The organism is Burkholderia sp. AU31652, assembly GCF_002223155.1.
Taxonomy (GTDB): domain Bacteria; phylum Pseudomonadota; class Gammaproteobacteria; order Burkholderiales; family Burkholderiaceae; genus Burkholderia.
Window position 1 is genome coordinate 182,758 of record NZ_NKFG01000006.1, and the last position, 12,891, is coordinate 195,648.

General features: G+C 67.4%; 14 protein-coding genes and 1 pseudogene. 8 read left to right on the forward strand and 7 right to left on the reverse strand.

Translation table 11 applies throughout. The features are described 5' to 3' along the window. Window positions 1–75: 75 nt before the first annotated feature. The 4 genes and pseudogenes from CFB40_RS30950 (at window position 76) to CFB40_RS30965 (ending at window position 2,533) form a co-directional block, all read left to right on the forward strand. On the forward strand, window positions 76–810 hold the full coding sequence (locus CFB40_RS30950; RefSeq protein WP_089433448.1) for an immunity 52 family protein: 735 nt from the start codon (window positions 76–78) through the stop codon (window positions 808–810). Window positions 811–998: 188 nt separating this feature from the next. Next, window positions 999–1,253 (forward strand): annotated as a pseudogene (locus CFB40_RS39280) (tyrosine-type recombinase/integrase); the annotation flags it as partial. 50 nt (window positions 1,254–1,303) lie between these two features. Further along, window positions 1,304–2,209, forward strand: coding sequence for an HTH-type transcriptional regulator ArgP (locus CFB40_RS30960; RefSeq protein ID WP_089433450.1), 906 nt, complete (start codon window positions 1,304–1,306; stop codon window positions 2,207–2,209). A 111-nt stretch (window positions 2,210–2,320) separates the two neighbouring features. Continuing rightward, complete coding sequence (locus tag CFB40_RS30965; RefSeq protein ID WP_089428888.1) at window positions 2,321–2,533, forward strand: DUF1059 domain-containing protein; 213 nt, start codon at window positions 2,321–2,323, stop codon at window positions 2,531–2,533. Window positions 2,534–2,647: 114 nt separating this feature from the next. On the opposite strand, the gene ltaE is transcribed toward CFB40_RS30965, so the two are convergent. Further along, entirely contained in the window at window positions 2,648–3,661 is a 1,014-nt protein-coding gene (ltaE, locus tag CFB40_RS30970; protein WP_089428887.1) for a low-specificity L-threonine aldolase, read from the reverse strand. A 505-nt stretch (window positions 3,662–4,166) separates the two neighbouring features. On the opposite strand from ltaE, the gene CFB40_RS30975 reads away from it, so the two are divergent. The 3 genes from CFB40_RS30975 to CFB40_RS30985 are packed head-to-tail and all read left to right on the forward strand — an operon-like array spanning window position 4,167 to window position 6,768. Next, window positions 4,167–5,579, forward strand: a complete 1,413-nt coding sequence (locus tag CFB40_RS30975; RefSeq protein WP_089428886.1) for a cytochrome ubiquinol oxidase subunit I — start codon at window positions 4,167–4,169, stop codon at window positions 5,577–5,579. Window positions 5,580–5,609: 30 nt separating this feature from the next. After that, entirely contained in the window at window positions 5,610–6,617 is a 1,008-nt protein-coding gene (gene cydB, locus CFB40_RS30980; protein ID WP_039364378.1) for a cytochrome d ubiquinol oxidase subunit II, read from the forward strand. Continuing rightward, entirely contained in the window at window positions 6,589–6,768 is a 180-nt protein-coding gene (locus CFB40_RS30985; protein WP_089428885.1) for a hypothetical protein, read from the forward strand. The genes cydB and CFB40_RS30985 overlap by 29 nt, the downstream gene beginning before the upstream one ends. 279 nt (window positions 6,769–7,047) lie before the next feature. Here CFB40_RS30985 and CFB40_RS30990 read toward each other — a convergent pair whose 3' ends face one another. The 6 genes from CFB40_RS30990 to CFB40_RS31015 form a co-directional block, all read right to left on the reverse strand. Then, complete coding sequence (locus CFB40_RS30990) at window positions 7,048–7,242, reverse strand: YqaE/Pmp3 family membrane protein (protein ID WP_060317401.1); 195 nt, start codon at window positions 7,240–7,242, stop codon at window positions 7,048–7,050. 130 nt (window positions 7,243–7,372) lie between these two features. Further along, complete coding sequence (locus CFB40_RS30995; RefSeq protein WP_089433451.1) at window positions 7,373–7,906, reverse strand: TIGR00725 family protein; 534 nt, start codon at window positions 7,904–7,906, stop codon at window positions 7,373–7,375. After that, window positions 7,899–8,732, reverse strand: coding sequence for an ABC transporter permease (locus tag CFB40_RS31000; RefSeq protein WP_089433452.1), 834 nt, complete (start codon window positions 8,730–8,732; stop codon window positions 7,899–7,901). The genes CFB40_RS30995 and CFB40_RS31000 overlap by 8 nt, the downstream gene beginning before the upstream one ends. Before the next feature lie 10 nt (window positions 8,733–8,742). After that, a complete protein-coding gene (locus CFB40_RS31005) occupies window positions 8,743–9,831 on the reverse strand; it encodes an extracellular solute-binding protein (RefSeq protein ID WP_089433453.1) in 1,089 nt (362 codons plus the stop codon). Window positions 9,832–9,857: 26 nt separating this feature from the next. Beyond that, a complete protein-coding gene (locus CFB40_RS31010) occupies window positions 9,858–10,901 on the reverse strand; it encodes an ABC transporter ATP-binding protein (protein WP_089433454.1) in 1,044 nt (347 codons plus the stop codon). Between the two features lie 7 nt (window positions 10,902–10,908). Next, window positions 10,909–11,760 carry an ABC transporter permease gene (locus CFB40_RS31015; protein WP_089433455.1) on the reverse strand — a complete coding sequence of 284 codons (852 nt, stop codon included), beginning with the start codon at window positions 11,758–11,760 and terminating at the stop codon, window positions 10,909–10,911. A gap of 161 nt (window positions 11,761–11,921) precedes the next feature. Between CFB40_RS31015 and CFB40_RS31020 the strand changes: the two genes are divergently transcribed. Continuing rightward, complete coding sequence (locus CFB40_RS31020; protein WP_089428879.1) at window positions 11,922–12,818, forward strand: LysR substrate-binding domain-containing protein; 897 nt, start codon at window positions 11,922–11,924, stop codon at window positions 12,816–12,818. The last annotated feature ends 73 nt before the right edge of the window (window positions 12,819–12,891 follow it).

Below are 12,891 nucleotides of genomic sequence, written 5' to 3' on the forward strand. Positions count from 1 at the left end.
AAGCGGGACTTGGAACTATTTGAGAGAACCGCTTATGCGTCTTCAAGTCGAATCAGAATGGGTGCCCTGGCAAATATGGAAATAGTCACGCAATTTCGTAGCCCTGCCGATTTCGCCCCGCTTGGCGATTTTGCGGCTCATCTCGTCCGTCTATGGCCGGTGGTTGAAGCCATGTCACGCGAGGACGAACGTCTGGGGCAGTGGTGGTTGAAGGCAGATACCGAGGAAGAAGCCCGTCTGTATCCCATGTATGAAGCGCCTGGCATACCTTCGACAGCCGTTTTGGCAGTCTTGGTGCAGCGGTACGAAAAAAAGATGGATCTTCCTAAAGTATTTGGCTTCTGGAATGGTCAAATGGACGCGGCCGACAGCGCGAGGCTGAAGTTAGCTATCGATGCGAAGAGGCGGCCCAGCGAGATAGAAATTGGGCTACCGGCACAGAGTGCTGGTTCGGCGGACGAGCGCAGCTGTGAGGGCGTGGCTAAGATCGTGTCCGCGATGGTCTCGGTTTATGACCCGATGTATGTCTCTGTTTCGCCACGAGAGTATTTTCCCCGGCAGGTGTTTGATGACAAGCCGGGCGTTGGCTGGATGCTGTATCTCCCGAAGGTTCTCACGACTCAGCAAGTCCCGGAAGCACGCGAATTGATTCCAGTTCCCGATGCCGGCCGTAAGCAGACTGGGACGATCATTGTGAGCGTCGCTGACGCCGTTTTTTCAGTGGACAACGCTGAACACGTCGAAGTTGCCAACCGTATTGAGATCCGGCTCGTCGACCAGGACCTTCTGCCCGCGTTCGCTGACCTGTAACCACGGTGCCGGCGCGAAAGGATGCTCGAACATCCCGCCGGCCACCCTGTTTTTTTCGAGACCGCTCGGCCTCGGTTACCGCGCTACTTCGGCAAATTGGTTTGTGCGTCCCCGATCAACACGTCGTGACTGAGCTCGCACGGCCTCCCGGCGATGCCGCGCTGGTCAGCGATCCTCGCCAACTTTCCGGCGTCAAGAATTTTCGATTCGACGATGTCCGGCACACCTGGGCTAGCTGGCACGTTCAGAATGGCACACCGCTTGAGCGACTAAAGGACCTGGGTGGATGGTGTAGTTACGACATGGTTCTCCGGTATGCACATCTAGCGCCAGACCATCTGGCACAACATACCGAATTGGTCGCAGTTTGGTCCAAGGTGGGACCGATTTCCGTGTCACACTTGATCGCCACGCATCATGATCGGCCGCAACGCCGTAACTAGAAAGGCTTCATCGTTTTGAGTATCACAATCTGTCTTGGGCTATCTGATACATGTCGATGACGATCGATCCGAAGCAGGCCGCCGCGCTGCTGGCCGTCGCCGACACGGGCAGCTTCGAGCAGGCCGCCGTGCGCCTGCACGTGACCGCCTCCGCCGTCACGCAGCGGGTCCGCGCGCTGGAAGCGAGCCTCGGCACGCCGCTGGTGCTGCGCACGCGGCCGTGCCGCCCAACGGTGGCCGGGCAGCGCGTGCTGCAGCACCTGCGCCGCGTCGCGCTGCTGCAGGCCGACCTGCAGAGCACGCTCGCGACCGAGCGCGAATCGCCGATCTCCGTCACGATCGCGCTCAATTCCGACAGCCTCGGCACGTGGTTTCTGCCGGCGCTGACGTCCGTGCTCGCGGGTGAGCGCATCCTGTTCGAGCTGATCGTCGAAGATCAGGACCACACGTTCGCGTTGCTCGAAAGCGGGATGGCGGTGGGCTGCGTGACGACCGAGCCGAAGCCGATGCGCGGCTGCCTCGCGACGCCGCTCGGCACGATGCGCTACCGGCTGCTCGCGGCCGCCGCGTTCGCGGTGCGCTGGTTTCCGCGCGGGCTGAACCGCACGAGCGCGCGCAAGGCGCCCGTCGTCGCGTATTCGCGGCGCGATACGCTGCAGTCGTCGTTCCTGAAGGAGAAGTTCGGGTTGCCCGACGGCGCGTACCCGTGCCACTACGTGCCGGGCACTCATTCGCATTTCGCGGCGGTGCGGCACGGGCTCGGCTACGCGATGGTGCCGGAGCCGCTGATCGGCAGCGCACCGCTCGACACGCAGGGGCTCGTCGATCTCGCGCCCGCGCATCCGACCGACGTCACGCTGTACTGGCACGCGTGGACCGTGCAGTCGCCGACGATGGCGTCGTTGTCCGAGCGGGTCGTCGAAGCGGCGCGGCGGCTGCTCGCGCCGCTGCCGTAAGCACCGCCATCGCCACCGTGCGCGGGGTGCGGTATACCTGAAGGCGAGAATCCCCGCCGCGCCGCCTATACTTTTTCCATCGGCCGCGCCCTTTCCCGCAAGGAGAACATCATGTCTCGCCGCTACATCGATTGCCGCGAGTTTCCCAGCGCGATGAATTGCTCGGTCGCGATTTCTGCCGACTCCGACAACGAACTGCTGGAAGCCGCCGTGCAGCATGCGGTCCAGGTTCACCAGCACACCGACAGCGCCGAACTGCGCACGCAACTGCAAGCGCTGTTCCACGACGGCACACCGCCCGCCGATGCACCCCGGCAAGCATGATCCGCCGGCTCGCCCGATATCGACAGACGGGTTGCCACGTCGCCCCCGTCGCCTCTCCGCCCCCTGCTTCGCGCCACATCGGGCCGGCGTCCCCGCCGGCCGGCGCATTCCACCTTACGCGCGGCGTTGCGCGAAATACGCACCGACCGCATCGATGAACGTATCGATGTCCGCACGCGACACGTCGCAATGCGTGACGAAGCGCGACGCGTACAGCATCTGCGTGAGGATCCCGCGTTCCTTGAGCCACGCCTCGAGCGGCGCGCAATCGGCTTCGGGGAATTGCGCGAACACCATGTTCGTCGCATGCGACAGCACCTTCACGGTGTCGATGCGTGCGAGGCCTTCGGCGAGATGCGCGGCATTCGCGTGATCGTCCGCGAGCCGCTCGACATTGTGGTCGAGCGCATACAGGCAGGCCGCCGCGAGAATGCCCGACTGCCGCATCCCGCCGCCGAGCACCTTGCGCCAGCGCTGCGCGCGCTCGATCAGCGCACGGTTGCCGACCAGCACCGAGCCGACCGGTGCGCCGAGCCCTTTCGAGAAGCAGATCGACACGCTGTCGAACGGCGCGGAAAGCTCGGCGATCGAACGCCCCGACGCAACGGCCGCGTTGCACACGCGTGCGCCGTCGAGGTGCAGCGACAACCCGCGGCTGCGCGCGAACGTGGTGGCTTCCTGCACATACCCTTCCGGCAGAACCTGGCCGCCGATCGTGTTTTCGAGCGCGAGCAGGCGTGTGCGGGCGAAGTGGTTGTCGAGCGGCTTGATCGCCGCGGCGATCTTCGCGAGCGGCAGCGTGCCGTCCGGCGCGTTCTCGATCGGCTGCGGCTGGATGCTGCCGAGCACGGCCGCCCCGCCGCCTTCGTACTTGTAGGTGTGCGCGAGCTGGCCGACGATGTACTCGTCGCCGCGCTCGCAATGGGCCATCAGCGCGGCCAGGTTGCTCTGCGTGCCGCTCGGGAAGAACAGGCCGGCTTCCTTGCCGGCCCGCTCGGCCGTCACCGCCTGCAGGCGCAGCACGGTCGGGTCGTCACCCCATACGTCGTCGCCGGTTTCGGCGGCAGTCATCGCGGCCAGCATTGCCTGGCTCGGACGTGTCACGGTATCGCTGCGTAAATCGATCATCGCTGAGTCCTGGGTAAACGCGGACCGGAACCGATGCGCCCGGCCCTGCCGAAACGAGACTCAGAGTGTACGCAATTCATGCAGCGTGTGCGTATCGAAGGTTGCGCGGCGTTACCCATGTGACAGACCCCAACGGCCGCGGCCCGCCGGCACGACCGCGTGCGTTACGCGATAACGCACTGAAACGGTTCGGCCGCGCGCGGGCGCCGTGACGCGTGGTGTCACGCGGCGTTTGCGTCCGCGCCGAACCGTTCCGATGACGCGACGCGCCATATTGCCGCACGTGCGTCAGACCGCCACGCCGCGGCCGCGCGCGCCGCAAGCAGCCTTCTTGATACGAATCAACGATTTACCCTGGAAATGCGCGCGACGGGCTGGACATCTGCGACGAGTTGGCGCATTTCGCGGTGCAACATCGCGGACCATACTCCAGCCAACCCCGACGCCCGTCCGCCGGGGTCCGCCGGCACCCGCCGGCGGGTATCGTCAGCCTCGGTCAACTGGTATGGACACCGCTCTTTCGGCCCTCGATCTGGCCCGCCTGCAATTCGCGTTCACCGTCTCCTTTCACATCGTCTTTCCGGCGCTGAGCATCGGCCTCGCCAGCTTCATCGCCGTGCTCGAATATCGCTGGCTGAAAACCGGCAAGCAGTACTACAAAACCCTCTGCCTGTTCTGGTCGAAGATCTTCGCGGTCGCGTTCGGGATGGGCGTCGTCTCCGGCGTCGTGATGAGCTACCAGTTCGGCACGAACTGGTCGGGCTTCTCGAGCTTCGCCGGCGCCGTCACCGGCCCGCTGCTGATGTACGAGGTCATGACCGCGTTCTTCCTCGAGGCCGGCTTCCTCGGCATCATGCTGTTCGGCTGGAACCGTGTGAGCCCGCGCGCGCACTTCGGCGCGACGCTGATGGTCGCGATCGGCACGCTGATCTCGACGTTCTGGATCCTCGCGTCGAACAGCTGGATGCAGACGCCGCAGGGCTTCGAGATCGTCGACGGCCGCGTCGTGCCGACCGACTGGTTCGCGATCATCTTCAACCCGTCGTTCCCGTACCGCCTGTTCCACATGGCGATCGCCGCGTTCATCGTCGCCGCGCTGGTGGTGGCCGCGACCGGCGCGTGGCACCTGCTGAAGGGCCGCCGCGACAAGGGCGTGAAGAAGATGTTCTCGATGGCGCTGTGGCTGCTGCTGGTGCTCGCGCCGCTGCAGGCCGTGATCGGCGACCAGCACGGCATCAACACGCTGAAGCACCAGCCGGCGAAGATCGCCGCGATCGAAGGGCTGTGGGAAACCGAGAAGGGCGGCACGCCGCTCAACCTGTTCGGCATCCCTGACATGCAGGCGGAAACGACCCGCTACGCGGTGAAGGTGCCGCACCTCGGCAGCCTGATCCTCACGCACAGCTGGGACGGCGAGATCCGCGGCCTGAAGGAATTCCCGCCGGAAGACCGCCCGAATTCGACGGTCGTGTTCTGGAGCTTCCGGATCATGGTCGGCCTCGGCTTCGCGATGATCGGCCTCGCCGCGCTCGCGTGGTTCCTGCGCCGCCGCGGCCGCCTCTATGAATCGAAGTGGTTCCAGCGCTTCGCGCTCGTGATGGGCCCGACCGGCTTCGTGTCGCTGCTCGCGGGCTGGGTGACGACCGAAGCAGGCCGCCAGCCGTGGGTCGTGTATGGCGTGATGCGCACCGCGCATGCGGTATCGCCGCTGTCGGTGCAGCAGGTCAGCCTGTCGATGATGACGTTCGTGATCGTGTACTTCCTCGTGTTCGGCACCGGCGTGTACTACATGCTGAAGCTGATGAAGGCCGGCCCCGCGCTGCCCGACGTGAAGCACGACGACACCCCGGACACGCGCCCCGACCACACCGCGCGCCGCCCGATGTCGGCCGTCGACGAGCCGCTCGAGACCGTCTGAGCCCACCCTTTTTCGCATACGAGAAAACCTATGGACGTCACCGTAATCTGGGCCGCGATCATCGCATTGGGGCTCTTCATGTACGTCGTGCTCGACGGCTTCGACCTCGGCATCGGCATCGTCTTCCCGTTCTTCCCGGACGAGAAGGAACGCGACCTGATGATGAACACCGTCGCACCCGTGTGGGACGGCAACGAGACGTGGCTCGTGCTCGGCGGCGCCGGGCTGTTCGCGGTGTTTCCGGTCGTCTATTCGACCGTGCTGTCGGCGCTGTACCTGCCGCTGATCTTCATGCTGGTGTGCCTGATCTTCCGCGGCGTGTCGTTCGAGATCCGCGCGAAGGCGCGGCGCACGAAGCAGCTGTGGGATCTCGCGTTCATCGGCGGCTCGGCCGGCGCGACGTTCTTCCAGGGGATCGCGCTCGGCGCGTTCCTGCAGGGCATCAACGTGAAGGACGGCGTGTTCGCGGGCGATGCGTTCGACTGGCTCACGCCGTTCAGCCTGCTGACCGGCCTCGGCCTGATCGTGACCTATGCGCTGCTCGGCTGCTGCTGGCTCGTCGCGAAGACGGAAGGCGACCTGCAGCGGCGCCTGCATCGCGTCGTGTGGCCGCTGACGGTCGTGCTGCTCGGCTTCATCGCGGTCGTCAGCCTGTGGACGCCGCTGCAGGATCCGGCCATCGCGCAGCGCTGGTTCGACTCGGGGCTGTTCTGGCGCCTGCTGCCGGTGCCGTTCCTGGTCGCCGGCTGCGCGGTATGGATGCGCCGCGCGGTGCGCGCCCGGCACGACATGACCCCGTTCGTGCTCGCGCTGGCGCTCGTGCTGCTCGGCTACGTCGGCCTGCTCGTCACGCTGTTCCCGTATGCGATTCCCCAGACGATGACGATCTGGGAAGCCGCGGCGCCGCGTTCGAGCCAGACCTTCACGCTGGTCGGCGCAGCGGTTATCCTCCCGATCATCATCGCCTACACGACGATGGGTTACTGGGTATTCCGAGGCAAGGTGCGCCATGAAGACCAGCATTACTACCACCACTGATTCCGCCGATCGCCAGCCCGCTGCGCCGAAGCCGCGCATGCGCGGCTGGATGTGGTTCGTCGTCCTGTGGGCGGGCGGCGTGATCGGCGCCGTCACGCTCGGCTATGCGTTCAAGATCTTCATGAACCTGACGCTGTTTGCGGTGAAATAAGCCGGTCGACCGACCGGCATTCCTTCCCTCCTGACGCCTCGCGCCTCTGTCGATCGACGGATGCGCCGTTGCCACGACGCCGGGAATCGCTGTCGCGGCGCGCGCCGCACGACGCCGAACGTCCATTCCGGCATGGCGAAGTTGGTCCATGGTGTGGCGTCTGCCTGTTCACCAGGAACAGTGTCATTTCGGCAGAAATCCATACGAATCGCGTCCATGGAGGCCGGCAATCCATGTAGATCCCTGCCGAAACAGCTACTTCGCGTGCTCGACGGCAGCCTACCGCCGCTCGCCCAACGCCGCTTCGATCTTGCGGTCGGTCTTGTACTGGCTCAATGCATACACCGACCAGATCGCGGCGGGCAGCCAGCCGATGATCGTGATTTGCAGGATCAGGCAGATGATCCCGGCGATCGGGCGGCCGATCGTGAAGAACTGGAACCACGGCAACAGCAGGGCAAGCAAAAGGCGCATCGGGAATCCTCCGGGGGCGTCGTTGAAAGTTCAGGCGCAGACAATATGACGGGCCGCGCGCCTCATTTCAAGTTCGAACCGGCATTCGCCCCGCCGGCGCAGCCGGCGATCGGCACGCGCGCCATACGACCTACGCCGAATCAGCCAGCCACCGCGCGACCCGCGCCACGAGCGGATCCGCTTCGTCGAAGCATTCGGCGCCCGCCACGCGCGGCGCGTCGCAAATCGCGAACACCGGCTTGCCCCACTGCAACCCGAGCGCGATCTCGGACAGCGTGCCGAGCCCGCCGCCGACCGCGATCAGGCACAGCGACGCCCGCGCGACCAGTGCGTTGCGCGTGATGCCGAGCCCGGTCGGCAGCGCGACGCTCAGGTAGGGATTCGCGAGCGTCGCATCGTCTTCCGGCAGCAGCCCGATCGCGCACCCGCCGGCCGCATGCACGCCGCGCGCGGCCGCCTCCATCACGCCCTGCTTGCCGCCGCCGACGATGGCGACCCCCGCCGCCGCGAGCGCATGCGCGATCCGCTGCGCGACCCGCATCTGCTCGTCGGTCGCCTCGCGCGGACCGATCACGCCGACCGGCATGCGGTGCCGCCGCGCGCCGCGCTGCCGCTGCGCGAGTAGCGCCAGCGCGTCGCACGCCGCTTCCGACCACTCATCCATGACGTCGTTGCCGTACAAGGCCTTCCCCCAATGCAAGAACGCAGGTGCAGATCGCCGTCAGCACGATCGACAGCACCGCCGCCTGCGAGAAATCGGTCTGCCCGTCCGACAGCTTCAGATACATCAGCAGCGGCAGGATGTTGATCTGCGTGCCGGCCAGCGCGAGCGCCGTGCCGTAGGTGCCGAGCGCGATCGCCGTGACGAGGCACCACGCGGACGCGACCGACGGCCACAGTTCGCGCCACGCGACGTCGAGCCACGCACGCCACGGCCGCGCGCCGAGCGTCAGTGCCGCCTCGAGCGGCCGCCGGTCGAGATTCGCGAGCGCCGGGTAGATCATCAGCGCGACCCGCGGGATCAGGTAATACGCATACGCGACCGCCAGCCCCGGCATCGTGTAGATCGCGCCGCCGAGCACGGTCGGGTCCGCGCCCAGCGACGCCGCGAGCGTGGTGACGAAGCCGGCACGGCCGAACGCGAGGATGAAGCCGTACGCGATCACGAGCCCGGAGAACGCGAGCGGCACGCCGAGCAGCGCGAGCGTCCAGTGGCGGCGGGCGGGCGACTGCCCCGCCAGCGCGAATGCGACCGGCACGCCGATGCCGACCGACAGCGTGCCGGCGCCCACCGCCAGCGCCAGCGATCGTGCGATCGCATCGGCGACGAGCGGATCGCGCAGCACCGCGCCGAACGCGCGGCCGCCGTCCGTGAAGGCCGAGCCGACTAGCGCGGCGAGCGGCAGCGCGAAGCACACCGCCAGCAATACCGCCGCCGGCACCGCGCCGAAGCGGCGCAGCGCGCCGCGGTCCGCCAGGGAGGTCTGCATCGTGTGCCCCTTACTGGCCGAGCGTCGCCTGCGACCAGAGCTGGTCGATCTCGGCCTTGCGTGCGGCCGCCTTCGCCACGTCGAGCGGACGCACCTGCGGCGCCTTCGGCAGCTTCGCCGCGACATCCGGCGCGACCGGCGTGCCGGGCACGGCCGGCCGCACGAAGCCCTGCGCGAACAGCCCCTGCCCGACGTCGCTCATCACCAGGTTGAGCCAGAGCTGCGCGGCGGACGGGTTCGGGCCGTTCTTCACGAGGCTCATCGCATACGGCGCCGATACGCTGCCGTCCTGCGGAATCACCACGTCGGCCGCGTCACCCATGCCGTCGACGTACTTCGCCTTCAGGCCGTCGTTCTCGTAGCCGATCAGGATCGGAATCTCGCCCTTCACGAACTTCGCATAAGGCGTCGTGCCTTCGACACGCAGCACGTTGCCCGCGCGCTTCAGCTTGCCAAGGAATTCCGCGCCGGGCTTCGGGTTCTCGACGCTGCCGCCGTTCGCATAGGCTGCCGCGAACACGGCGACCTGCCCTTGCCCGGTCGAACGCGGGTCGAGATAGACGACCGCGTTGCGATACTCCGGCTTCAGCAGGTCGGACCAGCGCTGCGGCACGTTCTTCACGAGCTTGCGGTTGACGAGGAACGCGATGTTCAGCGAGTGCACCGCGAACCAGCGGCCGTCCGCCGAGCGAAACACGTCCGGCAGCTTGTCGAAGTTGACCGGCTTGAACGGCGCGACGACATCCTTGCTTTCGGCGTCGAGCGCCGACGCGGCGAAGTAGTACGCGGTATCGGCCTGCGGACGGCGGCGCGACTTGTCGAGCGACACCACGGTCGCGGCCGAGCCGATGTCGTTGTAGGTGATCTCGACCTTCGGATAGCGCTTGCGGAACTCGGCGAACAGCGCCTTCCAGTTCGCCCATTCGGGGCCCGTGTCGAATGACACGACGAGCCCTTCGTCGGCGGCCTTCGCATACAGCGCGTCCTCGCCCGGATACAGCGGCGCGGCGTGCGCCGGCGCGGCGGCCAGCGCCGCGAACGCGCAGAGCGCCAGCACGCCGGCGCGTAGGGTCTTCACAAGAGGGTGGCCTGCAGGCATCGGGGATCTCCGTTGAATGAAAGGGGTCATTGCGCGTCCGGCGCGGCCGGCAGCACGAGCAGATGGCGCGGGTCGATCGCGATCCGCCGGGTGGCCGGCACGCGGCCTTCGCACAGCAGCGGGTCGGCCGAGCCGGCGGGAATGAAGTCGTAGCGTTGCGTCGCGCCGAAGTAGCGCACGTCGCCCGGCGCGCCGTCGATGCAGTTCACGCCGTGCGCCGGCGGATCGGCCTCCACGTGCTCGGGCCGCACCAGCACCTCGACCTCGGTGCCCGGCCGGTGCCCGCCGGTCTCGACGCGCAGCGTCGCGAACCGCACGTCGACCGTATCGTGCGCGGTCACGCGGCCGCGCAGCAGCGTCGAATGGCCGACGAAGCGCGCGACCTGCGCGGACGCGGGCCGCTCGTACAGGTCGCGCGGCGTGCCCACCTGCAGCACGCGCCCGCCGTCGACGATCGCGACGCGGTCGGCCATGCTCAGCGCCTCGTCCTGGTCGTGCGTGACGAGCAGCGTCGTCGCGCCGCACGCGCGCTGCAGCGCGCGAATCTCGTCGCGCAGCTGATGGCGGATGCCGGCGTCGAGCGCGGCCAGCGGCTCGTCGAGCAGCAGCAGCTTCGGCTCGATCACGAGCGCACGCGCCAGCGCGACGCGCTGCTGCTGGCCGCCGGACAGCATCGCGATGCCGCGTTCCGCATGCGCCGCCAGGCCGACGCGCTCGAGCATGTCGCGCGCACGCTGCCGCCGCGCATGCGCCGCGACGCCGCGCATTTTCAGCCCGTACGCGACGTTGTCGGCCACCGACAGGTTCGGAAACAGCGCGTAGTGCTGGAACACCATGCCGACCTCGCGCCGCCATACCGGCACGCCGGCCATGTCGGCGCCGCCGATCGCGATGCGGCCGCTGCCGCCGTCGAGCAGGCCGGCCGCGAGCCGCAGCAGCGTGGACTTGCCGGACCCGCTGCGCCCCATCACCGCGAGCAGCTCGCCTTGCGCGGCGGACAGCGTGACGTCGTCGACGCCGTGTCGCGCGCCGGGATACTGGAAACTGACGTGTTCGAACTCGAGACTCATGACGGACTCACTTCATACGTTGCACGGTGCCGACCGATACGAGCGTCGCGAGCACGGCGAGGACGAGCAGCACGACGGTCGCCGCGCATGCCATCCCCGACGCGCCGTAGAACGCCTGCAGCAGCACGATCGGATAGTTGCGGTAGCGAAAGCCGGCGATCAGGTTCGAGATCTGGAATTCGCCGATCGACAGCGCGGCCACCATCACGAGCCCCGAGAACAGGCTGTGCCGCAGGTTCGGCAACACGATCGTGACGAACTGGCGCAGCGGCGTCGCACCGAGCGTCGCCGCGCAGGCCTCGAGGCGTGCGAGCCCGAGGTGGCGCAGATCGCTGAGCAGCGTCTGCAGCAGGTACGGCAGCGTCAGCACCGCGTGGGCCCCGATCATCAGCGGCAGCGTGCCGAGCCAGGGCAGCGTGTCGCCGCTGAAGATCGCGATATAGCCGAAGCCGAGCGTCAGCGCGGGCACGGCCACCGGCATCAGCATCACGACGCGGGTCGCCATGCCGCGCCCGGCCTGCGCACGGTGATGCAGCGCATATGCGAGCGGCAGGCCGAGCACCGCGTTGAGCGCGCAACACGCCAGCGCCACCGTCAGGCTCACGCCGAATGCGCGGGTGAAACTGCGATTTCCGGCGAGATCGGCGAACCAGTGCCAGGTGAAGCCGGTCGGCAGCAGCGTATTCGTCCACGACTGGCCGACCGAGCCGATCAGCAGCAGCGCGATCGGCAGCAACAGGTAGAGCCCGAACACCGCGACGAGCGCGTGCAGCAAGAAGCGTCCGGCACTCGGGCGCACCGGCCTGTTACGCGAAATCGGAACACCATCGGCCAGGGCCGGGGCGGTAGACGCAGGCATGAAAACACTCGCGGACAAGAGACGAAGACACCACGCAACGCCCGCCGGGCGGGGCTGTCACGCGTTTTCTGGATGGCCGAAGTGTGCGGATCCGACATGGCATCGTCATGAAAAAAACGTACAAAGCCCGCATCGATCTGTGCGCCGAAGGAATAGTCGCGATGAAGCACCTGTATCCGAACGTCTCGGAACTGCATGCATTCACCTGTTCTGCGAAGTATCTGAACTTCTCGTACGCGGCCCGCGAACTGGGCCTGACGCCCAGCGCGGTCAGCCGGCAGATCGCGAATCTCGAGGCGCTGTTCGGTGTGAAGCTGTTCGTGCGCGAGGGGCGCAGCCTCGTGCTCACGCGTGCCGGGCAGGTGTACCATGCCCGCGTCGCCGGCCCGCTGCGCGAGATCGGCAACGCGTCGATCGAACTGCTGAGCGCGCGCGAAAACGGCGACCTGCTGACGATCGCCAGCGTGCCGACGTTTACGACCAAGTGGCTCGTGCCGCGGCTCTCGCGTTTCCTGGCCGTCGCGCCGGGCGTCACGCTGAGCTTTCGCCGCCATCTCGCGCACGGCGACATCTTTCCGTTCGGGCTCGACGCGGCGATCCGCTACGGCGACGGAGCATGGGAAGGCGTGCGAAGCGATTACCTGGACGGGCGAACCTTCGTGCCGGTCTGTACGCGCGAATTCGGCGAGCGGCACGCGTTGCGCACGCCCGCCGACGCCGTCACGGCGCCGCGCCTCGTGCACGAGCAGGCCGAAATCGCGTGGTCCGCGTGGGCGGAACGCCATCGCGCCACGCAGATGAATGCGCTCGCCGGGCCGCGCTTCGAACAGTATTCGGTGCTGATCCAGGGCGCGCAGGCGGGCCTCGGGCTCGCGCTCGTGCCGCGTTTCCTGATCGCGGACAATCTCGCGGCCGGCACGCTCGTCGAACCGTTCGACGCGCCCGTCGAGGTCGACGCGCAGGGGCACTACCTGTGCTACGCGCCGGAGCGCCTCGAGACGAGCGAAGCGTTGCGGCACTTCAGGGCATGGATGCTGGACGAATGCGCGCCGGCGTAAGCCGGCCCGCATGCGTCATGCGGCGGGACGCGCTCGACCGCGCGCCCCGCCGTACCGGACTCCGCCGGGCAGC

Coding starts and splice junctions, on each gene's coding strand:
- CFB40_RS30950 (WP_089433448.1), top strand. CDS start 76: ATGGAAATAGTCACGCAATTTCGTAGCCCTGCCGATTTCGCCCCGCTT.
- CFB40_RS30960 (WP_089433450.1), top strand. CDS start 1,304: ATGTCGATGACGATCGATCCGAAGCAGGCCGCCGCGCTGCTGGCCGTC.
- CFB40_RS30965 (WP_089428888.1), top strand. CDS start 2,321: ATGTCTCGCCGCTACATCGATTGCCGCGAGTTTCCCAGCGCGATGAAT.
- ltaE (WP_089428887.1), bottom strand. CDS start 3,661: ATGATCGATTTACGCAGCGATACCGTGACACGTCCGAGCCAGGCAATG.
- CFB40_RS30975 (WP_089428886.1), top strand. CDS start 4,167: ATGGACACCGCTCTTTCGGCCCTCGATCTGGCCCGCCTGCAATTCGCG.
- cydB (WP_039364378.1), top strand. CDS start 5,610: ATGGACGTCACCGTAATCTGGGCCGCGATCATCGCATTGGGGCTCTTC.
- CFB40_RS30985 (WP_089428885.1), top strand. CDS start 6,589: ATGAAGACCAGCATTACTACCACCACTGATTCCGCCGATCGCCAGCCC.
- CFB40_RS30990 (WP_060317401.1), bottom strand. CDS start 7,242: ATGCGCCTTTTGCTTGCCCTGCTGTTGCCGTGGTTCCAGTTCTTCACG.
- CFB40_RS30995 (WP_089433451.1), bottom strand. CDS start 7,906: ATGGATGAGTGGTCGGAAGCGGCGTGCGACGCGCTGGCGCTACTCGCG.
- CFB40_RS31000 (WP_089433452.1), bottom strand. CDS start 8,732: ATGCAGACCTCCCTGGCGGACCGCGGCGCGCTGCGCCGCTTCGGCGCG.
- CFB40_RS31005 (WP_089433453.1), bottom strand. CDS start 9,831: ATGCCTGCAGGCCACCCTCTTGTGAAGACCCTACGCGCCGGCGTGCTG.
- CFB40_RS31010 (WP_089433454.1), bottom strand. CDS start 10,901: ATGAGTCTCGAGTTCGAACACGTCAGTTTCCAGTATCCCGGCGCGCGA.
- CFB40_RS31015 (WP_089433455.1), bottom strand. CDS start 11,760: ATGCCTGCGTCTACCGCCCCGGCCCTGGCCGATGGTGTTCCGATTTCG.
- CFB40_RS31020 (WP_089428879.1), top strand. CDS start 11,922: ATGAAGCACCTGTATCCGAACGTCTCGGAACTGCATGCATTCACCTGT.